This window comes from Chlorobium sp. (assembly GCF_036528655.1).
Classification (GTDB): domain Bacteria; phylum Bacteroidota; class Chlorobiia; order Chlorobiales; family Chlorobiaceae; genus Chlorobium.
The window spans coordinates 365172-389180 of sequence record NZ_JAIGND010000030.1 but is presented as its reverse complement, the minus strand read 5'-3'; the positions used below and the strand labels follow the sequence as shown (position 1 = coordinate 389180).

The following is a 24009-nucleotide window of genomic DNA, read 5'->3' as shown; positions in this document are numbered from 1 at the left end:
TTATTGATCGGATACGGAGAGGACTTCCCTGACTGACTGGGCAAGCTGGGCAAGCCTTACCGGTTTTTTCAGTAATTTTCTGATACCGTAACGGCTCAGTGGAACGGTATATTCAATATCTTTGCCATAACCGGTCATCAGAACAACCGGAAGATGCGGACTGATTTCGTGCAGCTCGCGAGCGAATTCTATACCGGTCATCTCCGGCATGGTAAGGTCGGTGATCACAATATCGAATGCGGCGGGATCATTGCGGAAAAGTACAAGCGCCTCTCTTGGCGAACTCAGGGCCCGAATGCTGAATCCAAGCTTGCCCATCATCACGCTCATGAGCTGTACGGTTGCCGGCTCGTCGTCGACAAAGAGAATGCTGGCGCTTTGGGAACCTTGCAACCGAGCGGCCTCTCCTTCCTGTAATGCCGTCTGTCCCTTTATCACTGGCAGGTAGATCCTGAAGGTACTGCCCTTACCGACAACGCTCTCGACTGCCACATCGCCCTTGCAGCTCGTCACAATGCCATGCACGACCGACAGACCCAGACCGGTGCCCTTGTTGACAGGCTTGGTGGTATAAAACGGCTCGAAAATCCGTTCCATCGTCGCATCGTCCATGCCATGGCCGGTATCGGAAACGCTGAGCTGAACATACCTGTCGCCGGTCAGTTTCGGCATAAGCTTGCGCAATTCGCTATCAGGAGCGATTTCCCGCAGATCGATTGCTATGTCGCCGCCTGAAATTTCCATAGCCTGGAACGCATTGGTGCAGAGGTTGACGATAACCTGATGGATCCGGGAAGGATCGGCCAGGATATGACCGCAGTTGCCGTCGATGGTCTGACTGATGGTGATGGTTGCAGGAATCGAAGGGCGGAGGAGCTTCAGCGCCTCATCGACGATTGCCTGCACGCTCACCACAACAGGTGTGCGTTCGTCCGCCCGACTGAAGGTAAGAATCTGCGCAACGAGGTTCTGCGCCCTCCCGGCAGCCTGCATGATTTCGGCGAAATACTCATGCAGCGGATCGTCATCGGAAAGGGACATGGCTCCCATTTCCGCATATCCGAGAACAGGGGTCAGAATATTGTTGAAATCATGTGCTATGCCGCCGGCAAGGGTGCCTATGGTTTCGAGACGCTGGGTTTTTTTCAGTCGCGACTCGAGCTGCTGTTTTTCTTCCTGAGCCGCAACTCTATCCGTTATATCGAACAGAATGCCGTCAATACCGGAATAGCTTCCGTCTTCAAAAAAAACCGAGGTTCTGCGATCTTCGATCCATCTTACTGCGCCATCGGGATGCACTATCCGATAGACGATAACCTGCAATCCTCTTGATTTTCGAAGCTCGCTGTATGAATCGACAACAAGCTGACGATCGTCGGGGTGTATATATGCAAGAATCTGTTCGATCGAACCCGCGACAGTAGACAGGATCTCCCTGTTGGAAGAGACCGTTTTGACATCCGAAAGAAACCGTATCGAATCATCGGTCGAGATATGGTATACTACCCCGGGAATATTGTCGATAATTGACCGGAACTCCTCGCTGACGCGTTGCTGCAACGCGCTTTCGCGCAATGCGGCTTCGGCGCGTTTGAGTTCGTAGAGATCGACAACGGTTGTTCGCACCCCTGTAAACGCCCCCTGCTGCCTGATCGGAGTACTGTATAAAAGAACCGGTCGCCGGCTGCCGTCCCTCATGATCACGGTGTACTCGTTTCCTCTGGGTATGTAATCCGGCTCAAACATCAGCTTCTGGTTTGCAAGCGCCTTATCCAGCTCGTCTGGTATGCAGAAGCTGAACGCCGAAACACCCTGCTGCAGCTCCTGGGGCTGCAAACTGAAAAACTGCTGTCCTTCAAGGTTGATATAGGTGACGATCCCCTGCATGTCGGTCTCGAAAAGCGGCAGAGGAAGGTACTCGGTGAGCTCACGGAATTTCTTTTCGCTCTCCACTATGGCGGACTGATTTTTCAACCGCTCTGAAATATCCCGACTGATGCCGAAAAGGACCGGCTTGCCGTCCCAGGTACCGTGCGTTATTTTTGTTTCAACCGGAAGCAGCTCCCCCGATTTCTGAAGCAGCGGAATGAGACAGACGTTCTTTTCTCCGGCGAGCATCCGTTCAACATTGGTTTCAGCCTCTTCACGCTGTTCAGGAGGATGCACATCGAGCACATGCATCTGCAGCAGTTCTTCCCGGGAATATCCCAGTAAAGCAACGGTTGCGGCATTGGTGTGCATGATGGTTCCGTCGGCGCCTATTATGAACAGCATATCGTCGATGGTATCGAAAAGCGCTTCCAGATTCTTGTTGACCGCGCTTATCCGCTCTTCGTGGTTGGCCTGAATGATGGCCGCGCCGATATGCGACGCCACCGTTTCAAGCGCTTTGCGTGAAAACGCAGGCACCTGCTCGAGCGAATGTGAGGCAACGTTAAGGCTGGCAACGACACGGTTTTTGCTGACAACCGGAAGCACGGCAATCGCTTTCAGTCCTTCCCGGATCAACGCTTCGGAGGGATTGTCGTTAATATCGGCGTAACGGCCGTATAATGGAGTGCCTGAAGCGACCAGCATGCATTGTGTTGAATCGGGCATGTAGTGGCATGTGCCCTGTACGAAATCATCCGACACGCCCTGACTGTAGGCGAGACCAAGAGTGCTGTCGGCTTCATTGACAAGATAGATTCCTCCGCAATCCATTCCCGAGATGTCTATCGCCGCCTGAAGACAGTGCCGCAGGGTCTCCCCGAACGACTGCGATGCGCTCAGTTTCAGGGCCAGATCGAGCTCGCTCTGAATGAGCTGCTCGACCTGCTTGCGCTGCAGCGCGTTTGCAATGATGCCGCCGGCCAGCATGAGAATCGAGGCCGCATCTGCCGGCCACTGGCGCTCTTCCCTCACGGCATCGAAACCGATATAGCCGAAAGGCACTTTCCCCGATACAAGCGGTATAAGAATGACGGAGAGGATATCCTGCTGCTGAAGTATGTCGCGTTCCGAAGCGGCTTCGTCAGGCAGTTCGGAAACCCTTGGAGCGATAATCACCTCCTTGTTTGCGATCTTGTCAGTCGACCACGAAAAATCCTCGGTCGGCAGCCGCTGGAGAATATCCATCTGCGGCTCGATGCCCCCGGCACACCACTCGTGGGTGTTGTCCATGAACCGAAGGTTGTCGTAGTACTGGAAAATATAGCTGCGATCGGCCCGGACGAATTCGCCGATGCTTCGCAGCGCCTCGTTGATCATGGCATCGATGCCATCGGCCGAAACATTGATGAACCGGTTCGCCAGCGACGAGACAAGACGCTCGAACTGACGGTTATAGGCAAGCGACGCTTCGGACTGCTTGCGAAGCGAGTTATCGAGCAGATACCCTTCATAGCAGGCGATACGGCCGTCATCGTCCCTGACGATTGCCGTAAAATCATAAACCCAGGCCGTTGTGCCGTCCTTGCGGAGCACGCGATATTCCTGCTCGAAGGAGGTTCTGTCCGGATCGGCTGAATAACGCTCAAGTTCTTCCTGTACCCGTTCGAGATCGTCCGGGTGGATCACCTCGACATAGTTCACCCTGCCGTCAGTGAAATCTTCCGGATCGTAACCGAACAAAAGGGAGACGTTGGGCGAAACATATTCGGCAGGAAGTCCCGGAACGTTGTTCCACCTGAAAACCGTCACGGGTCCTTCCAGAAACAGTTTCCGCTCCTGCTTCAGCCTCTCTTCGGCACGTTTTCGACAGCTTATATCCTGATGGGAACCGACCATCCTCAGCGGCTTGCCCGCTGCGTCGGTCTCGAAAACCTTTCCCCGGTCAAGCACCCATATCCAGTGGCCGTGCTTGTGCCGCATCCTCAGCTCTATTTCGTAGTAATCAGCCTCTCCGTTGAAATGCCGCGCAAGCAGCTCGCCTGATTTCAGGAAGTCGTCAGGATGGCAGAATGCTTCCCAGGTCTCTATGGTGACCGGTGCAATCTCATCGAGCTTGTAACCGATCATTTCAGCCCATCCGGCATTGACATAAACACTGCCGGTACGCATATCCCAGTCCCAGTATCCGGCTTTTGTGGCTTCGACAACCATATCAAAACGCCGAAGCATAGCCTTCATTTCGGCATGCTCAGCCTGCAGACGACAGAGTTCGCTCTCGCTCGTTCCGGCTGCAATAATAGAAGTATCGTCGTTCATCGTTCAGTTTTGCAATCAGAAAACCATCTTGACAGAAACACAACAGGACGCAGCGAAAGGACTTTTCCGTAGATATAAGACAATTTGAAGAATATACCAACACAACAAATAAAGACAACCCCGTTATATATAAAACGTATATGAATAATATATATACTCAATAACGCCATAAAAACCATTAACAGCATAGCAATCGAAACATTACCAAAGTACTCCGTTCCGCTCTTTTTTTTTTCAGGAATTTGCAATAACGATCCCTGCCATGGTTCTCTATAATAAAAAAGGGATATTTCAAAACGACCCGAACACCCGAAAAAAATCTCAATTTCACATCGCCACCGGAATCAAAGCCGACGTTACGCTGATCGAGGAACTAATCATAAGGACATTGCGTAGTCAATCAGGATAGCAGAGCGGACAACAATCAGAACAGGATCAACCGTTGCAGCGACTCCATGGATGATACTATTTACCACGTCAAAGGCATGCACTGCGCAAGCTGTGCCGCAATAATCACAAAGAAACTCTCTGAAACCGCAGGAATCGGAAAGGTCGATGTGAATCCTGCAACGGAAGAGGCAAAAATCACTTTCAGCGATAAACCTCTTTCCGACGATGAACTTAATGCCGTCGTAAGAAAATACGGCTATGAGCTTGTCAGTGAGAAAAGCGGAGCCGGATCTTCCGCAGCGGGCATCGGATCCGTAACCCTGACTTCAGGCAACGAATTGTTCGCCCACAAGGAGGAACAACTCGAACGCCAGAGAAAACTCGTCATGCGCTCGCTGCCTGCAGCCCTGCTTGTATTCCTTTTCATGATGTGGGATATCGCCGCATCGGCATTCAGCAGCCTGCCCCACATGCCTCTGTCCATGGAGGTTTTCAACGGCGTCACCATGATTCTTGCGGCGTTCTTCATTTTTCGCATCGGCACGCAGTTTCTCGACGGTATCAGGATGTTCTTGCGCCATAAAGTTGCCAACATGGATACGCTGATCGGCATCGGAACACTTTCGGCATTTACCTACAGCTCCATTGTCACGATTTTCCCCTCCCTCAGAGAACTGCTCGCACTGCCATCGCACACCTATTTCGATGTCACCATCGTCGTCATCGGATTCGTTCATCTCGGCAAATACCTGGAATCCCGATCGAGACTGAAAACCGGCGAAGCGATAGGCAGACTCGTCGGCCTCCAGGCAAAATCAGCAATAGTGCTCCGTAAAGGCGAGGAAATCGAGATTCCGGTAGAGGAAGTGAAAAAAGGAAATCTTCTGCTTGTCAAACCGGGAGCTAAAATTCCCGTTGACGGCATCATTGCAAAAGGCAGTTCCTCGATAGACGAATCGATGGTGACCGGCGAACCGTTTCCCGTTGACCGCAAAGAGGGCGACAAGGTAATGGCCGGCACGATTAACAGGCAGGGATCGTTCACCTTCACTGCCATGAAAGTCGGCAAGGAAACCCTGCTCGCCCGCATCATTGCCATGGTCGAAGAGGCGCAGGGCTCGAAAGCCCCGATTCAGAATATCGCCGATCGTATCGCAGCCGTTTTCGTGCCGGCGGTACTCGCGATTGCCGTATCAACCCTCATCGCATGGCTTATCCTGGGCTCATCGATCCTCGGGTTCCAGTCCGCGCTCCCCTACGCCGTCATGGGATTCGTGGGCATCCTCGTCATCGCCTGCCCCTGCGCGCTCGGCCTTGCCACCCCCACCGCCATCATCACGGGAATAGGGAAAGGGGCGCAAAACGGCATGCTTATCCGTAATGCAGAGAGCCTCGAACGCCTCAGCCGGGTCGATACCGTCGTGCTCGATAAAACCGGAACCATCACTAAAGGAGCTCCAACCCTCAGCGATACGATCTCGCTCGACAACGGCATAACGGCCGACGCCCTGCTTCAGTTAGCCGCCGGAGTGGAACGGTACTCCGAACACCCGCTTGGCGAAGCAATTGTCCGGGCAGCTAAATCAGAAAAGCTGGAACTGCCTGAAATGACCGCATTCGAGGCTTCCGAAGGTTTCGGCGTTAAAGCCATGCAGGGCGACGTTCAGGTGATGGTCAGAAAACCCGCCATGCAGGAAACCCTGCTGCCGGCTCTTCAAGCCTTGCTGGAGCAGGGAAAAACCGTCGTCATCGTGGAAATCGACCGGAAAGCGGCTGGAATCATAGCTCTTTCAGACTCGCTGAAAGAAGGAGCGAAAGAAGCCGTCGCTGCCATGAAAAAACAAGGAATGAGAATCGTCATGATGACCGGCGACAATCCTGCAGCGGCATCGCATATCGCTTCGCTTGCAGGAATCGACGAAGTGATCGCCGGAGTGCTGCCAACCGAAAAAGCCGCAAAAATCAAAAAGCTGCAGGATGAGGGAAACATTGTGGCCATGGCCGGAGACGGCATTAACGACGCTCCTGCCCTGGTCTGCGCAGACGTCGGGATCGCTATGGCCACCGGAACCGACATCGCCATGGAATCGGCCGGCATAACGCTCCTTAAAGGGGATATCCGCAAACTCCCGCAAGCCATCACGCTCTCCCGGGCCACAATGCGAATCATCCGGCAGAACCTGTTCTGGGCATTCATTTACAACATCGTCGGCATTCCCCTTGCGGCAGGGGCGCTCTATCCGGTTTTCGGCATCGTCCTCAATCCGGTTTTTTCCGGTATAGCCATGGCGGGAAGCAGCGTATCGGTCGTCAGCAACTCGCTTCGGCTGAAAACCATTAAACTCTGAACGAAACAGGCATATATGGAGAAATGATGCGCCACCTGTTTTCAATCCTCTGGTGCCTGGTCATATTGACCGGCAGCAGCGTAGGGCTTTACAGCGCACCTATGCCAGCCATCGGTCAAATGACGATACGGGGAACCATCGAAGAGGTAACCTGGCAGCCGGACAAATTCATAAAAGCATCTTACATCGTCCGCGACGGCAAAAGGCACTATGCATCGGGCTCTCCGGGTAAGGATCGTACTTTTCCGGCTCATTACGGCATCATGCTCGTAAGGACGCGGGTGACGAACGAAGATGGTGCCGATCCTGAATATTCCCATGCAAGCAGCAAGCCTCTCCGCGTCGTCATCAACCACGCTCAAAACGACGGATTTCTGAAAAAAGGAATGAGAATTGCCGTTTATGGATACAGGGTCCGTGGGGACGAAGGCGGCGACTGGCACTATTACTGAAAAATAGCGATACTGCGGCAGCCTGCAAGGTAATCGGACTTACCGGGCAATAAAAAAGGCGGCTACGGAACCTGCCGTAACCGCCTTTAACGTCGGGGTGGCGGGACTCGAACCCACGACCTCTGCGTCCCGAACGCAGCACTCTACCATCTGAGCCACACCCCGAAAACTTTTTTTCCTGCGCCCTTGGACAGACTCGAACTGCCGACCTTTGGTTCCGGAAACCACTGCTCTATCCACTGAGCTACAAGGGCACGCTGAGTCAACCGACGCCGATTGTATCAGGGTTTTGAAGATATAAAATTCGACCCTATCGCACAACTTTTTTCCCGAGAAAAATCAGTTCTCCCGTCCCTCTGCTTTCAGAATCGCCTCCGCGGCAAGATTTGCGCTCATGACCGCGCCGCCCATAGAATCGTAGTAGAGCTGGCGGGAAAAACCCCCGGCAATAAACAGATTGCGAACCGGAGTTGCCTGCGTCGGGCGGTACTGCTCCATATTCGGCAGGGGCGCATAGACGGAATTCGGTATTTTCACCAGGGTTGATTTAAGCACTTTCGCCCCATCGGTCTGGTAAGGATAACAGGAACGGACACTGAGATCGACCTGCCGGATAATCTCTTCCCTGGAAAGCCGCATGAGATCGCGGGCGGGCGCAACGCAGAACTCGAAGCGGGTCATGCCCTCGAACGGTTTTCCACGAAGCGTCCGGTACTCCGGGGTTGTGCGGGCAAGATCGGCATATACCGGAATGATGCCGTCGGGACTGAAGAGCACATTGTCATCCTGTACGATCTGCCGATCATACCAGATCTGGACGGAAATGACCGGAACGCCTTCGAGATTCGAAAGTCCTCCGAAAAAACGGTCATGCTGTTTGAGCCCGGCAGGAAGCACCCTGTTGAGCGTGTGGATCGGAAGAGCCGAGAGATAGTAGTCCGCAGTAAGGATTTCTCCGTTCCGGAGCTGTACTCCTCTGATCTCCCCTCCGTCGAAAAGCAGTTCATCGACAGCGGTTCTGTTCCTGAAAACCGCGCCGCGGGAGATCGAGTAATCGAGAAGGGGCTGATGGAGATACTCCTGGGGAGATCCTTTCAGAAACCCCATGCAGGAAGAATCCGGTATGCGATAGAAGGTTTCGGTAACATCGAGAATGATCTTCGCGGAAATTTCCTCGGGAGGAATGAACTTCAGCGCAAGCGACATCGGCCTGAACATTTTCTCCATGAGCCGTTTTCCGAACCGCTTCTGTTCGGCCCATTCGGCAAAGGTGAGATGATCCTGGGTCGGCGGATAACCGGACTGCTTCAGGGCGAGAGGTATAAGCGAACGGGAAAACGAAGCCATCTCGCCGAAAGAAAAATAACCGTTTCTGACAATGGCCGGCAGCAGATGGAGCGGGCTTGGAAGATCCCAGGTATTGAAGGTGAAGCGCTTGCCTCCTTCGAGCGTATAGGTAAGCTGATGATCTTTCCAGAGAACCGCATGATAGCTCCTGATCTCCTTCATCAGATCGTAAAGCACGTCGTAGGCACCGAAAAAGCAATGGGTTCCCGACTCTATCCAGTCGCCCTCCTCATCTTTCCACGCCGAAACCTTGCCTCCGTATATATCTCTCTTTTCCAGTACCCTGACCTGCAGCCCTCTGTCCGTCAGTCGTTTTGCGGCCGTAAGACCGGCAAGACCGCCGCCGAGTATCAGTACCGTTTTTTTATCTGAACTCATGATAATGCGTTTCTCGTTTAACCTCACCGGCAGGGAAAAACGGCCTCAGACCGCAAACCTTCCCTCCATCGCCCGTGAAAGCGTTGCTTCGTCAATAAACTCGAGCTCTGCACCGACAGGAATGCCGCGGGCGATCTTCGTGACGGCAATGCCGTACGGCTTGAGCAGTCTGCCGATATACATCGAGGTGGTTTCCCCTTCGACCGTAGGGTTGAGCGCCAGCACTACCTCCCTGACAGGATTTTCTTCGCAGGTTTTTTTTTCAAAGCGGACAAGCAGTTCATGGAGCCTGATATCGTCAGGCCCTATACCGTCAAGAGGAGATATAAGACCATGAAGCACATGGTACTGCCCCTTGTAATGTCCTGTTTTTTCAAATGCAAGTACATCGGCAGGAGATTCGACCACACAGATAACCGTACGGTCGCGGGCCGTGCTGCGGCAGATATGGCATGGGTCTGCGTCACGATCGGTAACATTCTGGCATACCGAGCAGCGTACGACTTTTTCCTTGATATCGACAAGCGCTCGGGCCAGCGTTTCGGCTGCGGTCCTCGGCTGCTGCAGGATGTACATTGCAAGACGCTGGGCGGTTTTACGCCCTATGCCCGGCAGTTTTGAAAACTCCTCAATCAGTGTTTCTATTGCCGCCGACGTATACCGCATGAAATGCTATTTACCGAGGTTCATGTTCTTAAGGATATCCGCGGGATTGATCATGCCTCCGGCCGCTTTGGATATCTCCTCCTGGGCAAGCGCCGCCGAAGCATCGAGAGCGTTGTTGACCGCTGCGATCACCAGATCCTGCACCATCTCGACATCGTCGAGGATATCGGGATCGATGGAAAGCGAAAGCAGTTTCTGCTTGCCGCTCACGCTGACCTTCACCATACCGCCGCCGGACTCGCCATGCGCAACAAGTTTTTCAAGCTGATTCTGCACATCCTGCATTTTCTCGCCGGCTTTCTGAATCTGCTTCATCATATCGCCTAAATTCGGCATACCCATCGTTCGGAGTTCCTTATTACAATAGTTTCGTTTACTTCCACGGTTAATGCACTGCAGACCTCACTTCCTGCGCAGAGCCAGATAGATTTTTTCGAGAATATCTGCTGTGGTGAGCTTGTACTTGTCAAGCAGCTCATCGGGTTTGCCCGACTCGCCGAACCGATCCTCGACGCCCACCATCTCGATCGGCACCGGTATGTTGCGGGCGCAGACACCAGCGACGGCATCTCCCAGGCCGTTATGGATCTGATGCTCTTCCGCAGTCACTATGGCGCCGGTATCGTTGGCGGCGCGGACAATGGCCAGGGTATCTATCGGCTTGATGGTGTGCATGTTGATCACCCGTACGCCTACGCCTTCTTTTTCAAGAATAATGGCGGCTTCGAGGGCTTTCCATACCATGATGCCGCAGGCTATGACCGTGACATCACTGCCTGGATGCAGCTCGATGGACTTGCCGATCTCGAATCCATCCTCGTCGAGCGTGAAATCAGGCACGTTCGGCCGTCCGAAACGGAAATAGAGCGGTCCTTCGTGCTTTGCGATCGCTCTTGCCGCACGTTTGGTTTCGCTGTAGTCGCAGGGCACCACAACGGTCATCCGCGGAAGTCCGCGCATGAGACCGATATCCTCGAGAATCTGATGGGTCGCGCCGTCTTCGCCGAGCGTCAGACCGGCGTGCGAAGCGCAGATCTTCACATTGAGGTTCGAATAGCATACCGACTGACGGATCTGGTCGTAAACCCTACCGGTCGCGAAAACGGCAAAACTTGCCGCAAAAGGAATTTTTCCGGTCGTTGCAAGACCAGCCGCCATGGAAATCATGTTGGCTTCGGCAATACCTGTCTGGAAAAAACGGTCGGGAAATGCATCGCGAAACCGGTTCATATTAAGCGAACCGGTCAGATCGGCACACAGCCCGACGACAGCGCTGTTCTCGCGTCCGATCTCAAGCAGAGCTTCGCCGAATCCGGTACGGGTAGCCTTGTTCCCCCGCGAAACATAGTGAAGGGGTGCCGCGTCGATGTTATTTTCTCCCATTAATTCCAGAATAACTTAAATTTAAAAAAGCAGTTCCGCCCGGCATCAATTGAATCCATAGAGAAAAACTCCGGACATCATGGCAAAAGTTGAATATAAGCATACAGAAATAGCGGTAAAAAAACAATTAGGGCAGAACTTTCTCACCGACCGGAATATCCCGAAAAAAATCGTCAGAATTTCGGAAGCCGAAGATGCTGATCGCATCCTTGAAATCGGTCCGGGCTTCGGCGCGCTGACCAGGGAAATCAGGGAAATCGTTCCTTCGTTCACGGTTGTCGAAAAAGATCCGAAACTCGCGGCATTCATCCGTTCCGAATACCCCGAACTTACCGTCATCGAAGCCGATTTCCTGAAAACCGACCTGCAGGCTCTTGCTGGAAGCGGCAAGCTGTGCGTTCTCGGAAATATCCCCTACTCGATAACAAGTCCGATCCTCTTCAAGCTGCTTGAAAACCGGAAGAGTATTAGCCGGGCCACGCTCATGATGCAGCACGAAGTTGCCATGCGTATCGTCGCTGAACCTTCCACCAGGGATTACGGCATCCTTGCCGTACAGCTGCAGGCTTTCTTCGACGTCAGATACTGCTTCAAGGTTGGGCGCAAGGTGTTCAGGCCGCAACCGGGAGTGGACAGCGCGGTCATCACCCTGAAACCGAAAAAAGATGTACCGCTCGCCGATCCTGAAGGGTTCAGTCGCTTTGTGCGGTGCGCTTTCCGTCAGCGCCGCAAAACGCTCCTGAACAACCTCAAGGATGATTACAACCTTGAGCAGACCTCGAATGAAACACTTGCGCTGCGTGCCGAAGCGCTCACTGTAGATGATTTTTTCAGGTTGTTCCATTCGATCACCAAAAAAGATCCGCAATGCCGATCGATCCGCAGAACGAACAAAAACGGCAGAGAAACCTCAACAATTGTTGATTGTCCGTAAATCGATTTTTTGTTAAAATGAAGTTTAGGTAATTTCACCATCTGAAAGTGCAGATCCGAAACAGCCACAGAAAACCCGGTTTCTCCGCCGTTCTGCCTGTTCAATGCTGTTCCTGCTGACAGATTCTCCCTGCATGTCACCAACAACCTTAGAAATTCAAGGGGGTTACTCGTATGTCGCATTCCTACAATACCGTATTCAAACAGTCGATCGAGCAGCCGGAAGAGTTCTGGGGCAACGCCGCATCGGAACTTCACTGGTACAAAAAATGGGATTCCGTGCTGGATTCCTCGAACCCGCCGTTTTACCGCTGGTTTTCAGGAGGCAGAACCAACACATGCTACAACGCGCTTGACCGCCATGTCGACGAAGGGCGGGGCAACCAGCTTGCCGTCATATACGACAGCCCGGTCACCGGCACAAAGGAACGCTATACCTACAGGGAGTTTCGCGATATCGTAGCGCTCTTTGCCGGAGCGCTGCAGTCAAGAGGGGTACGCAAAGGCGATCGGGTCATCATCTACATGCCGATGATTCCCGAAGCGGTGGTCGCCATGCTGGCCTGTGCGAGAATCGGTGCGATTCATTCGGTGGTTTTCGGTGGATTCGCCTCGCACGAACTTGCCGTAAGGATCGACGACTGCAAACCAAAAGTGATTATCTCCGCATCGTGCGGCATTGAACACGGCCGGGTTGTGGACTACAAACGTCTGCTCGACTTCGCTATCGAGCTCGCCCACTTCAAGCCGGAAATCTGCATCATCAAGCAGCGGGAGCAGCTGAAAGCGGAACTGAACGAAGAGCGCGACCTCACCTGGAAGCAGTCGCTGCTCGGCGCTGAACCTGCGCAATGCGTTCCTGTCGAATCGGGCGATCCGCTCTATATCCTCTACACGTCAGGCACGACGGGACAGCCGAAAGGCATCGTGCGCGACAACGGCGGCCACATGGTAGCCATGAAATGGTCGATGGAAAACGTCTACAACGTCAAGCCCGGAGAGGTATACTGGGCGGCAAGCGACGTCGGCTGGGTGGTAGGCCACTCCTATATCGTCTATGCCCCTCTTCTGCACGGCTGCACCTCGCTGATCTTCGAAGGAAAACCGGTCGGCACGCCGGATCCCGGAACCTTCTGGAGAATCGTCAACGAGTATTCTGTATCGGTGCTGTTCACCGCCCCGACCGCCTTCAGGGCCATCAAAAAAGAGGACCCGAAAGGCATGCACATAAAAAAATACGACATCTCCAGTCTGCGCACCCTCTTCCTTGCCGGAGAGCGCGCAGACCCGGACACGGTGAAATGGGCCGAGGAGAAGCTGCAGGTACCGGTCATCGACCACTGGTGGCAGACCGAAACCGGCTGGGCTATCGCCGCGAACTGCCAGGGCATTGAACCCGGACCGGTAAAATACGGTTCGGCATCGAGAGCCGTTCCCGGTTATGACGTCCAGGTGGTGAATCAGGAGATGCAGCAGCTGCCCGCCGGACAGATGGGCGACATCGTCGTCAAACTTCCTCTTCCCCCCGGCACCATGCTGACTATCTGGAAGGCGGACAACCGGTTCGTGGAAAATTACATGACCAGTTTTCCCGGCTACTACCAGACCAGCGACGCCGGGTATATCGACGAAGACGGCTACATTCACATCATGTCGCGCACGGACGACATTATCAACGTTGCCGGGCACCGCCTCTCGACAGGAGCAATCGAGGCCGCTCTGTGCGAACACCCCGACGTAGCCGAAAGCGCGGTGATAGGCGTGAAGGACGACCTGAAAGGCGAAGTTCCTCTAGGATTCCTGGTACTGAAAGCCAACGTCGATACGCCTGAAAACCAGATCATCAGGCATGTGATCGAATACGTACGCGAGAACATCGGACCCGTCGCCTCCTTTAAACATGCCGTCATCGTCAACCGGCTGCCGAAAACCCGTTCGGGTAAAATTCTGCGCGGCACCATGCGGAAAATCGCCAACAGCGAGGAATATGCCATGCCGGCAACGATCGACGATCCGACGATTCTCGATGAAATCAGGGTGGCGCTGCAAACTATAGGATACGCCGTAAACAGCAAGCCCGTAACAAAAGAAGCATGATCAAGAAAATCGACCATATCGCAATCGCCGTCCGGGACCTCGACAGCGCACTCGAAACGTTCCGAAACGTTCTCGGGTGCGCCCCTGAGGCCATTACCGTCGAAGAGGTTCCCTCGGAAAAGGTTCGGGTCGCATTCATACCTCTGGGCGAAACAAAAATAGAGCTGCTCCAGCCGCTTGCAGACGACAGCCCGATTTCGAAGTTCCTGCAGAAAAACGGAGACGGAATGCACCATATCGCCCTTGAGACTGACGATCTGGAACAAGAGACACGGAGAATCACGGCTCTGAACCTCAGCACCCTTGGGGCACCCAAAGATGGGGCAGGAGGTAAAAGCATCGTTTTTCTTCACCCGAAGGAGACCAACAGGGTACTGATCGAATTCACCGAACACAAATCGTAACCTAACCTGAAAGAACGTTTAGTGCCTACTGTGGAACATTTTTATCTGCCGTTCGAGAAAAGAGAGGGTTTCAGCTATACTCGCGAAGCTCTGGAAGCGCTGACCGAGTACGAAAAATATCAGCTCTCCTTTCACCCCGAACGCCCCAAATACCTCGATTATCTCTCCGTTTTCGAACAGCCGGAAGAGTGCCTGCAGAGCGACGAACACGGAAGCTGCGTCATCCAGACCCACCGGGCAGCAATCCGGTCGGGAGAATCTCTCCTGCCGGTCATGCTTATCGGACAGCAATCCGGTCCGACGTCGGACTTCGGGCTCATGAAAACGCTCATGAAGGATCCTGCCGGCGTGAGCCGATGGAACCACGGCATGCCCACTCCTGCAGCATTCCGCAAAGCCATCGAGGCCATCAGGACAGCCGAAGAGGAAAACCGTATCATTGTCACTATTGTCGATACGGCAGGGGCCGACCCGACGGAAGAGTCGGAAGCGGGAGGAATCGCATGGAAAATCGGCCGTTGCATGCAGGCCCTTGCCGAAGCGACGGTTCCCACCCTTTCGGTGATCGTCAACAGAGGATGCAGCGGCGGGGCTATCGCACTCACAGGATGTGATGTCGTGCTTGCCATGGAATACGCCACCTATCTGGTCATTTCTCCGGAAGCATGCTCATCCATCCTCTTCCGGACTCGCGACAAGGCTGGCCTGGCCGCGGAAATTTCCCAGATTACAGCCAGAGAGGCTCTGAAAAACGGTATCGTTGACGATCTGATCGCTGAACCGGAGGGACCTGCGCACCGTTTCAGGGAAGCCGCCATGGAATCCTTCCGGAATGCCGTATCCGCACAAGTCCGTAAACTCGGCGCAATTGCTCCCGGCGAGGTATTCGAAAAGAGAATGCAGCGATGGGAAAAAATCGGGCAATGGAATACCATCAGCGAAGAAGATATCCTTTCGTTCGAAAAACAGGTCTCTTACTTCATTCCAAAACCTGAAAAAGTCCTTTTCGTAGCACGGCACAAGAAATGCACAGACAGCGAAGGCAACAAGGTCCACGATCCTGTGCTCTATTCGAAACTGCTGGCCGACAGTTTCGTCTGCTCGACCTGCGGACATCGCTATGTCCGTCTGACGGCGCACGACTACGTCGATCTTGTGCTCGATAAAGGATCCTTCCGCGAGCACCCCGAAACCCGCTACATCGTCGACCGCGACATTCTGGAATTTCCCGACTACGAGCAGAAGATCCAGGAAGCGCGACGCAAAACCGGCGCCGCATCTTCGTTCATAACAGGAGACGGAACCATCGAAGGGATCGGCGTCGTTTTCTGCGCAACCAACTTCAACTTTCTCGGCGGATCCTTCTGCATGTCCACCGGCGAGAAAATCCGGCGTGCCGCAGCAATCGCAGTCGCCGAAAAAAAGCCGATCATCATCCAGGCGGGCGGCGGAGGCGCAAGAATGCATGAAGGCTGTTCATCGATGGTCAGTCTTCCAAAACTCCATGTCGCCATTTCAAGTGTCGAGAAGGCCGGACTGCCGGTCATAACCATTGTCACCGATCCCACGCTCGGCGGAGTTGCCATCGGTTTTGCTGCAAGGGGCTTGCGCATATTCGAGCATAACGCCGGCAACATCGGCTTTTCGGGAAAACGGGTCATCGAACAGTACACCGGCAGACGAACTTCAAGGGATTTCCAGACCACATGGTGGCTGAAGCAGAAAGGCTATGCCGATATGACCGCCCTGCCGACCGGGATGAAAAGCAAAATCGCCGAACTGCTGCGTCGTCTTGCGGCAACGCCGGTATTCAGGGCTCAATGAACCCTCAACATGTTCAGTAAACTACAATCATGACATCTACCACCGGTAAACCGCTGTTTCAGGACTTTCCCCCTGTCAGCTGGGAAGAATGGAAAACCAGGGCAACAGCCGATCTCAGGGATACCCCCTATGACCGTATCAGGTGGAGCACTCCTGACGGGTTCGTTCTTGAACCCCGATATGCCAGAGACCATATGCTCACGCCTCCCGGATTCAGCGTCGAAAAATCGCAAAACCGCTGGAACAACTGCCGACGCATCCCTGTAACCGACTGCGGGACGGCAAACCGCGATGCCATTGCCGCGCTGTCGGAAAATACCGCAGCGATTGAATATTTTATTTCCAGTTCCGATCTCTGCAGCAAAGAAAACCTTGAACTGCTGTTCAAGGGCATTCATATCCCTGCCGCGGGTATCTATCTTTCAGGATCCGTCGGAGACCCTGTCAGACTGCTGGAAAACCTTGCTTCAATACCGGGATTCAGTGAAAACGACGGATCTCTCCTGACGGAGCCGCCCCGGAACTCTCAAGGGCTGTTCCTTGCGGCGCTACCCATGCCGGCATTCCGCTTTCTGCCGGTCGATACCGTACCCTGGCATGATCGCGGCGCAACGCCATCACAGGAAATCGCGCTCGCACTGGCCGGAGTGAGCGATCTCATGCACCGGTTTACCGGAGAAGGCGAAAATCCGGAACGCATCGCTGCCGCCATCGAGATCGTCATGGCAGCCGGATCCAGCCACTTTCCGGAACTTGCAAAACCAAGAGCGCTCCGATCGCTGCTCCCCTTCGTACTGAAGGCTTATGGAGCCGCTGAAACCTCTGCCGTCAGGCTTTTCGCCAGAACCTCAGCAAAAAACATCTCACTGCTCGACCCGTTCACCAACGTACTCAGACAGACAACCGAAGCGGTATCGTCCATTCTTGGCGGATACGACACCCTTCAGATAGACCCGTTCGACAGCGGCATTTCAGTTCCCCGAAACGATGCCGAACGCATCTCGTCAAACGTCCATCTCATCCTCAGCGAAGAGTGCTTTCTTGACCGCGTCAGCGATCCGGCGGCCGGCTCGTACTATATTGAAACCCTGACCGCAGAACTGGCAGCGTCAGCCTGGAAATACTTCAGTGAGATCGAAGCCGCCGGAGGACTTGCCGAAGCAATACGCAAGAACATGGTATCCGATACCGTAGCACAAGCTGCATCCAGAGAAAAAAAGAACGTCGAAAACCGGAAAAAAAACCTGATAGGCGTAAACCGCTACCTCTGGCCTCTTACTGCGGCGCAGGAAAAGCATCTCGAAGAATTGCAGAAAGCTGCGGAAACATCCCCGCAAGCCAGCCTGACTGCATCCTTCGAACTGCTCCGGCTCAGGACCGAGCGACACCGGTTGCAGACGGGCTCCATACCTTCCGTCTTCATCTGGCTCTCGGGCGATCCGTCAATCGGTTTCAGGCAGGCCGCATTTACGGAAGACTTTTTCCTGTGCGGAGGATTCGACATTGCCGGAACCGCCATGCTTGACGCCGTCCGGGCATCCTGCGACACCGCTCTCGAAAACAGCCCGGCTATCGTTGCTCTCTGCATCGCCGAAAAGAATCCGGTGCCCGCCGCAGAACTGATCTGCCGGACTATCAGGGAACTACAGCCCGGAACTATCATCGTCATGGCAGGAAAACCGCCGGAAGAGCACGAACAATTGCTCGCCGCGGGTCTTGACAGTTTCATCCATACAGGGGTGAATGTTGCTGCCATGCTGCAATCGTACCACATTAAAACCGGAATACAATGAGACCGGACTTTTCCGCCATCGATATCTTTTCCGAACAAACCGGAATACCGGAGCTTGCCGCTCCCCGGCATAAGCAAACATGGACGACAGCCGAAGGCATCGACATCAGATCCCTCTACGACGCCGATGACAATAAAGATGCCGGGCACCTGCATTTCGCTCCGGGATTTCCCCCCTTTGCCGGAGGCCCGTATACAACCATGTACACGACGCGGCCATGGACTATCCGCCAATACGCCGGATTTTCAACCGCCGAAGAGTCGAACGCCTTTTACCGCAAAAACCTTGCCGCAGGCCAGAAAGGGCTTTCGGTAGCGTTCGATCTTCCAACACATCGCGGTTACGATTCAGATCACCCCCGGGTGGTCGGCGATGTAGGAAAAGCCGGTGTGGCCGTCGATTCGGTGGAGGATATGAAAATCCTTTTCAACCAGATACCCCTCGGCGACATTTCCGTGTCCATGACCATGAACGGCGCCGTACTTCCTGTCATGGCCTTCTACATCGTGGCCGCCGAAGAACAGGGAGTTGCGCCCGACAAGCTCAGCGGCACCATTCAGAACGACATCCTCAAGGAGTTCATGGTACGCAACACCTACATCTACCCGCCGGAACCCTCGATGCGCATCATCGGCGACATCTTCCGGTACACCAGCCGGAACATGCCGAAATTCAACTCCATCAGCATTTCCGGATACCACATGCAGGAAGCGGGAGCCACGGCGGATCTCGAACTCGCATACACGCTGGCCGACGGGCTTGAATACATCCGCACCGGCCTGAAGGCCGGGCTCGACATTGATGCATTCGCGCCGCGCCTCTCGTTCTTCTGGGCGGTCGGCATGAACTACTTCATGGAAATCGCCAAGCTGCGCGCGGCAAGAATGCTCTGGGCGAAAATCGTGAGTTCATTCAATCCGAAAAGCCCGAAATCGCTGATGCTGCGCTCGCACTGCCAGACTTCGGGCTGGAGTCTTACCGAGCAGGATCCATTCAACAATATCACCCGCACCTGTGTAGAAGCGCTCGCTGCCGCACTCGGCCATACCCAGTCGCTGCACACCAACGCGCTCGACGAGGCTATCGCGCTCCCTTCTCCATTTTCGGCAAGGATCGCGCGCAACACGCAGCTCTACCTGCAGGAAGAGACAGACATCACCCGCTGCATCGACCCCTGGGCCGGATCGCACTATGTCGAGCACCTTACTGGCGAACTCGCCGGAAAAGCCTGGAAACTCATAGAAGAAATCGAAGAAGCCGGAGGAATGGTAAAAGCCATCGAGCGCGGCATACCAAAACTGCGCATCGAAGAAGCTGCAACACGCAAACAGGCCCGTATCGACAGCGGAGAGGATATCATTGTCGGAGTCAACGGGTTCACCACATCGAGCAGAACCGACATCGAACTGCTTGAAGTCGACAACACCCTCGTGCTCCGCCAGCAACTTGATCGACTGCAGATGATGCGCGCGGAAAGAGACGGGGCATCGGTAGACGCTGCCCTGCAGGCCATCGAAACCTGCGCAGCCGATGGCCGGGGCAACCTGCTCGAACTCGCGGTCGATGCCGCAAGAAAAAGGGCAACGCTCGGAGAAATTTCTTCAGCATGCGAAAAAGTCTTCGGGCGTTACCGGTCAACCATAAGGCTCAATACCAACGTCTACCGCTCGCAGATGCACAACAACACCCTATTCCAGGAAGCGAGGGAACTTGCCGACAGGTTCGCCGCGCTCGACGGTCGCAGGCCGCGCATCATGGTGGCCAAGGTCGGTCAGGACGGACACGACCGCGGCGCCAAGGTGATCGCTGCCGGATTTGCCGACATCGGCTTCGACGTCGATATAAGCCCCCTCTTTCAGACACCGGAAGAGGTAGTGGAACAGGCGCTCGACAACGACGTGCATCTCATCGGCATATCGAGCCTTGCCGCCGGCCACAAGACCCTCATACCGAAAATCATAGAGGCCCTGAAAACCGCAAAACGTGAAGATATTCTCGTCATAGCCGGAGGAATCATTCCCGAACGCGACCACGAATTCCTCATCAGTCAAGGCGTCGCCGGCATCTTCGGACCTGGAACCGTGATTGCGGAGGCTGCCATACGCATTCTCGGAATGCTGATCGAACGGTTCGAGGATGCCTGAAGGCATTGAAACGTCCATGCCGGAAAAAAGGAAACCATACGAACCCGGCGTCGACGAGATTGTGGCGGGAATCCTGGAAGGAAACCGCAGAATGCTCAGCCGGGCCATCACGCTCGTGGAATCGACAAAACCGGAACACGAGTCGAAAGCGCACGAGGTGCTCGACCGCTGTCTTGCAGTAAAAAGGGAAACCATCCGCATCGGCATAACAGGATCGCCGGGAGCAGGCAAAAGCACCTTTATCGAATCGCTCGGCAAAGAGATCATAGCAGAGGGGCTCCGTCTTGCAGTGCTCGCCGTTGACCCCAGCAGCAGCCGTTCAGGCGGCAGTATCCTCGGCGACAAGGCACGCATGGAAACGCTCGCCGCGCATCCGGAAGCGTTCATCCGGCCAACGGCCTCCTCGGGACATCTCGGCGGAACATCGCCGAAAACACATGAAGCCATAGTGCTGTGCGAAGCCGCAGGATTTGATGTGGTAATCGTGGAAACCGTAGGGGTCGGTCAGTCGGAAATCACGGTAGATTCGATGGTGGATTTCATTCTCCTGCTCATGCTCCCGGGATCGGGCGACGAACTGCAGGGAATCAAACGCGGCATCATGGAAATCGCCGACGCAATAGCAGTCACCAAAAGCGATGGCGCACAGGAACCGCTTGCGCTGGTATCGAAAGCCGATTCCGAAGCCGCTCTGCGTATGCTTCCCCCTAAACACCGTTTCCATGAACGCAGAGTGTTTCTCACCTCGTCCGTTACCGGAAAAGGCATTGGCGAGGTGTGGAAGGAGATCCGCGAATCCGTCGCCTCCATGCGCAGCCGGAACATCCTGCAGGCACGCAGGAAGGAACAGTTGAAGAAGCTGCTCTATACCTCGCTTGAATCCATGCTCAAAACCCGCTTCTTCAGCAGCCGGGCCGTGCATGCAATGCTGCCCGGCATAGAGCAAAAGGTTCTTTCAGAGAACCTCAGCCCTTTCAGCGGGGCAAAAGCCCTGCTCGAAGCGTTTCAGAACAGAACCTGACGCAAAAAGAAGTCACCCGGAGTTATCCTCCTGCGCCTTGAGCCTCATAGCGCCTGAGGTGAAATGAGCTCCCCGCACTGAAGTTTCATTCCTGCTCCCCGATAAACTCCTTCTCGTCGTTTTTGACGATCAGCACCGGGCAATTGGCTTTCCTCACCACGGTTTCGGCAACGCTGCCCATTATCAGGCGGCTCAGTCCTTTCTTGCCGTGCGAGCCCATGATGATGAGATTCACATCGAGGTCGGCGGCTTTTTCAAGGATAACGTCGGCAGGATTGCCGATCTCCACCGTGCTCTCGACCTTGAGCCCTTCGTCGAGCAGTCCCTGCTTCAGCGCATCGAGATCCTCTGTGGAGGCTTTTTCAAGATCCTCTTCGAGAGGAATATAGTTCAGAGAGAGGTCCACTGCCATAGGTCGCGGCTCGACCACATTGAGCAGGAACATCGATGCGCCCATACTTACGGCAAATTCATGCGCATAACGCACGGCTTTCTTCGAAGCATCCGAAAAATCCACCGGGCAGAGAATGGTTCTGATCTTGAACATGACTGTTACGTGTTTAGGATTCCTTGTAAGGCATCGAGCTTCTGTTCTCTAAAAAAGGCCTGATCAGATCGATAGGAAGCGGAAAAATGGTTGTAGAATTTTTATCCCCCGCAATATCCTGCAAGGTCTGGAGATAACGCAGCTGGAGCGCTCCCGGTGTCGCGGAAATGATAGCCGCGGCTTCGGCAAGGCGCTGCGAAGCCTGAAACTCGCCTTCGGCATTGATAATCTTCGAACGGCGTTCGCGCTCGGCTTCTGCCTGCTTGGCCATTGCGCGACGCATCTCTTCGGGGAGATCGATCTCTTTCACTTCGACCTTGCCCACCTTGACACCCCATGGAGAGGTATCCTTGTCGAGAATTGTCTGGATACGCTCATTGATCTCGTCGCGCTCCGAAAGCAGGTTGTCCATTTCGCCCTGACCGCATACGCTGCGCAAGGTCGTCTGTGCAAGCTGGGAGGTTGCAAAATGAAAATCCTCGACGTCCACGATCGCCTTGACGGGTTCAAGAACCCTGAAATACACGACCGCGCTCACCTTGACCGAAACGTTATCCCTTGTAATGATATCCTGAGGAGGCACATCGAGCGTCACGGTACGCAAATCGACGCGCACCATCTTGTCAAGACCCGGTATAAGGATAATGATTCCGGGCCCCTTCGCTCCAAGAAGCCTTCCCAGACGAAACACGACTGCCCGCTCGTACTCGCGGATAACCTTTACCGATGACACCACAAATGCCAGCAGCAGCATGAAAATGGTCAGAAAATTGAATGTCAGCATAGTAGTTCAACCCTGTTTAGTAGTTACATGAACCTGAAGGCCCTTGACCTCTTTAACGAAAACATGCGTACCCGAAGGAATATGGCTGTCCGAAACGGCATCCCACAACTCGCCGTGAAGAAAGACCTTTCCGGCCAGGTCGGGCGAAATATCGCGAAAAACCGTTGCCGATTCCCCGATCATACCTTCCGTTCCTGAAACCTGACGACGAGCCGCAGACCTGGCGACAACCCACAGAATGCCGCCAACGGCAGAAGCAAAGACAAGAAAAACAGGCAGAAAAACAAGAAAAGAAAGCTCTATACCCGTGCCTGGCGTACTGAAAAGCATAAGCGAACCGGCAAAGAGGGCAATGAGGCCCGCTATGGCAAACAGGCCCCCGCTTGTAACAAACAGCTCAAGACCGATAAAGATCGCAGCCAGAACAATCAGAATGATTCCTGTTATGTTGACCGGAAGCATCTGCATGGCATAAAGACCGAGTATCAGTGAAATAGCCCCTGCTACACCGGGAAAAACGGCTCCGGGATTGGAGAGCTCGAAGTAAATCCCGGCAAGACCGGCCAGAAAAAAAATGTAGGCGAGATTTGGGTCGGCAAGCATCATAAGCGCCTTTTCCTGAAACGCAGGTTCGATCCTTTCGACAACTGCCCGAGCTGTCTCTATCGTCACTTCACCGCCGGCGGTTTTTACACGCTTTCCATCTATCGCTCTGAAAAGTGCCTGCCTGTCGGCCGCAACCACATCGATAACGCCCGCAGCGAGAGCCTCCTGAGCACTTGATGCCCTGCTTTCCTGAACCGCCTCTTCAGCCCAGCGGGAATTCCTGCCGCGCTCTTCGGCAAGGCTTCTGGCAAAAGCCGCCAGATCGCTGGCTGCCTTCTTGCTCATCACGTCGCTCTCTTTATCGCCTCCCCCCATACCTACAGGATGCGCTGCCCCTGTTTCCGTCCCCGGAGACATGGCAGCAACGTGAGCCGACAGCATCAGAAGAGCTCCTGCCGAGGCAGCCTGCGAACCCGAAGGTGAAACATACACAATAACCGGAATTTTCGAAGCCATGAGATCCTGAACCATTTCGCGGAGCGAACTCACCAGCCCTCCCGGAGTATCGAGTTCAACAAGAAAAGCATGGGAACCGTCAGCCTGGGCCTTGTCGAGGGCGCGTGAAAAATACTGCGCACTCGCCGGATTCACCGATCCCTTCAACTCTATGCTCGAGACCCTCTTTTCCGAAGCATCTGCCTCCACGGCAGCAAAAAACAAAACCTGTAAAAGCAAAGCGGAAGAGAACAATCGGCACAATCCTG

At 54.3% G+C, this 24009-nt stretch carries 17 protein-coding genes and 2 tRNA genes; 9 read left to right on the top strand and 10 right to left on the bottom strand.

What is annotated here, in order from left to right; genetic code table 11:
• Positions 1-4188, bottom strand: a complete 4188-nt coding sequence (locus K4305_RS09595) for a PAS domain S-box protein (RefSeq protein WP_331562192.1) — start codon at positions 4186-4188, stop codon at positions 1-3.
• Positions 4189-4643: 455 nt separating this feature from the next.
• On the opposite strand from K4305_RS09595, the gene K4305_RS09590 reads away from it, so the two are divergent.
• Positions 4644-6926 (top strand): heavy metal translocating P-type ATPase, encoded by a 2283-nt coding sequence (locus tag K4305_RS09590; RefSeq protein WP_331562191.1) that lies wholly within the window; start codon positions 4644-4646, stop codon positions 6924-6926.
• Between the two features lie 23 nt (positions 6927-6949).
• The gene (locus K4305_RS09585) at positions 6950-7378 is read left to right on the top strand and encodes a hypothetical protein (RefSeq protein WP_331562190.1); all 429 of its coding nucleotides are present in this window, start codon (positions 6950-6952) and stop codon (positions 7376-7378) included.
• Between the two features lie 92 nt (positions 7379-7470).
• Here the strand turns inward: K4305_RS09585 and K4305_RS09580 are convergent.
• The 6 genes from K4305_RS09580 to K4305_RS09555 all read right to left on the bottom strand — a co-directional run bounded on the left by K4305_RS09580 (position 7471) and on the right by K4305_RS09555 (position 11152).
• Positions 7471-7543 (bottom strand) — tRNA-Pro (locus K4305_RS09580).
• 16 nt (positions 7544-7559) lie between these two features.
• Positions 7560-7632 (bottom strand) — tRNA-Arg (locus K4305_RS09575).
• Between the two features lie 85 nt (positions 7633-7717).
• A complete protein-coding gene (locus K4305_RS09570) occupies positions 7718-9103 on the bottom strand; it encodes an FAD-dependent oxidoreductase (RefSeq protein WP_331562189.1) in 1386 nt (461 codons plus the stop codon).
• Between the two features lie 45 nt (positions 9104-9148).
• Entirely contained in the window at positions 9149-9769 is a 621-nt protein-coding gene (gene recR / locus K4305_RS09565; RefSeq protein WP_331562188.1) for a recombination mediator RecR, read from the bottom strand.
• A gap of 6 nt (positions 9770-9775) precedes the next feature.
• On the bottom strand, positions 9776-10111 hold the full coding sequence (locus K4305_RS09560) for a YbaB/EbfC family nucleoid-associated protein (protein ID WP_331562187.1): 336 nt from the start codon (positions 10109-10111) through the stop codon (positions 9776-9778).
• A 60-nt stretch (positions 10112-10171) separates the two neighbouring features.
• Positions 10172-11152 (bottom strand): transketolase family protein, encoded by a 981-nt coding sequence (locus K4305_RS09555; protein ID WP_331562186.1) that lies wholly within the window; start codon positions 11150-11152, stop codon positions 10172-10174.
• A gap of 79 nt (positions 11153-11231) precedes the next feature.
• On the opposite strand from K4305_RS09555, the gene rsmA reads away from it, so the two are divergent.
• From rsmA to meaB, 7 genes are all read left to right on the top strand, one after another.
• The gene (rsmA, locus tag K4305_RS09550; protein WP_331562185.1) at positions 11232-12086 is read left to right on the top strand and encodes a 16S rRNA (adenine(1518)-N(6)/adenine(1519)-N(6))-dimethyltransferase RsmA; all 855 of its coding nucleotides are present in this window, start codon (positions 11232-11234) and stop codon (positions 12084-12086) included.
• 173 nt (positions 12087-12259) lie between these two features.
• Positions 12260-14182 (top strand): propionyl-CoA synthetase, encoded by a 1923-nt coding sequence (locus K4305_RS09545; protein ID WP_331562184.1) that lies wholly within the window; start codon positions 12260-12262, stop codon positions 14180-14182.
• A complete protein-coding gene (gene mce / locus K4305_RS09540; RefSeq protein WP_331562183.1) occupies positions 14179-14586 on the top strand; it encodes a methylmalonyl-CoA epimerase in 408 nt (135 codons plus the stop codon). The genes K4305_RS09545 and mce overlap by 4 nt, the downstream gene beginning before the upstream one ends.
• A 30-nt stretch (positions 14587-14616) precedes the next feature.
• Positions 14617-16410: a carboxyl transferase domain-containing protein gene (locus K4305_RS09535; protein ID WP_331562224.1), complete on the top strand. Its 1794-nt coding sequence runs from the start codon at positions 14617-14619 to the stop codon at positions 16408-16410.
• Positions 16411-16439: 29 nt separating this feature from the next.
• Complete coding sequence (locus tag K4305_RS09530) at positions 16440-18203, top strand: methylmalonyl-CoA mutase family protein (protein ID WP_331562182.1); 1764 nt, start codon at positions 16440-16442, stop codon at positions 18201-18203.
• The gene (gene scpA, locus K4305_RS09525) at positions 18200-20347 is read left to right on the top strand and encodes a methylmalonyl-CoA mutase (protein ID WP_331562181.1); all 2148 of its coding nucleotides are present in this window, start codon (positions 18200-18202) and stop codon (positions 20345-20347) included. Before K4305_RS09530 ends, scpA begins: the two co-directional genes overlap by 4 nt.
• Complete coding sequence (gene meaB, locus K4305_RS09520) at positions 20340-21368, top strand: methylmalonyl Co-A mutase-associated GTPase MeaB (RefSeq protein WP_331562180.1); 1029 nt, start codon at positions 20340-20342, stop codon at positions 21366-21368. Before scpA ends, meaB begins: the two co-directional genes overlap by 8 nt.
• An 85-nt stretch (positions 21369-21453) precedes the next feature.
• Here meaB and K4305_RS09515 read toward each other — a convergent pair whose 3' ends face one another.
• Genes K4305_RS09515 through K4305_RS09505 form a run of 3 tightly spaced genes read right to left on the bottom strand, consistent with a single transcriptional unit; the run spans position 21454 to position 23995 of the window.
• The gene (locus tag K4305_RS09515) at positions 21454-21915 is read right to left on the bottom strand and encodes a universal stress protein (RefSeq protein WP_331562179.1); all 462 of its coding nucleotides are present in this window, start codon (positions 21913-21915) and stop codon (positions 21454-21456) included.
• Between the two features lie 13 nt (positions 21916-21928).
• On the bottom strand, positions 21929-22699 hold the full coding sequence (locus tag K4305_RS09510; RefSeq protein WP_331562178.1) for a slipin family protein: 771 nt from the start codon (positions 22697-22699) through the stop codon (positions 21929-21931).
• A 6-nt stretch (positions 22700-22705) separates the two neighbouring features.
• Complete coding sequence (locus K4305_RS09505) at positions 22706-23995, bottom strand: NfeD family protein (protein WP_331562177.1); 1290 nt, start codon at positions 23993-23995, stop codon at positions 22706-22708.
• Between the last annotated feature and the right edge of the window lie 14 nt (positions 23996-24009).

Coding starts and splice junctions, on each gene's coding strand:
- rsmA (WP_331562185.1), top strand. CDS start 11,232: ATGGCAAAAGTTGAATATAAGCATACAGAAATAGCGGTAAAAAAACAA.
- K4305_RS09530 (WP_331562182.1), top strand. CDS start 16,440: ATGACATCTACCACCGGTAAACCGCTGTTTCAGGACTTTCCCCCTGTC.
- K4305_RS09510 (WP_331562178.1), bottom strand. CDS start 22,699: ATGCTGACATTCAATTTTCTGACCATTTTCATGCTGCTGCTGGCATTT.
- K4305_RS09560 (WP_331562187.1), bottom strand. CDS start 10,111: ATGGGTATGCCGAATTTAGGCGATATGATGAAGCAGATTCAGAAAGCC.
- scpA (WP_331562181.1), top strand. CDS start 18,200: ATGAGACCGGACTTTTCCGCCATCGATATCTTTTCCGAACAAACCGGA.
- K4305_RS09590 (WP_331562191.1), top strand. CDS start 4,644: ATGGATGATACTATTTACCACGTCAAAGGCATGCACTGCGCAAGCTGT.
- K4305_RS09585 (WP_331562190.1), top strand. CDS start 6,950: ATGATGCGCCACCTGTTTTCAATCCTCTGGTGCCTGGTCATATTGACC.
- mce (WP_331562183.1), top strand. CDS start 14,179: ATGATCAAGAAAATCGACCATATCGCAATCGCCGTCCGGGACCTCGAC.
- K4305_RS09515 (WP_331562179.1), bottom strand. CDS start 21,915: ATGTTCAAGATCAGAACCATTCTCTGCCCGGTGGATTTTTCGGATGCT.
- recR (WP_331562188.1), bottom strand. CDS start 9,769: ATGCGGTATACGTCGGCGGCAATAGAAACACTGATTGAGGAGTTTTCA.
- meaB (WP_331562180.1), top strand. CDS start 20,340: ATGCCTGAAGGCATTGAAACGTCCATGCCGGAAAAAAGGAAACCATAC.
- K4305_RS09570 (WP_331562189.1), bottom strand. CDS start 9,103: ATGAGTTCAGATAAAAAAACGGTACTGATACTCGGCGGCGGTCTTGCC.
- K4305_RS09555 (WP_331562186.1), bottom strand. CDS start 11,152: ATGGGAGAAAATAACATCGACGCGGCACCCCTTCACTATGTTTCGCGG.
- K4305_RS09595 (WP_331562192.1), bottom strand. CDS start 4,188: ATGAACGACGATACTTCTATTATTGCAGCCGGAACGAGCGAGAGCGAA.
- K4305_RS09545 (WP_331562184.1), top strand. CDS start 12,260: ATGTCGCATTCCTACAATACCGTATTCAAACAGTCGATCGAGCAGCCG.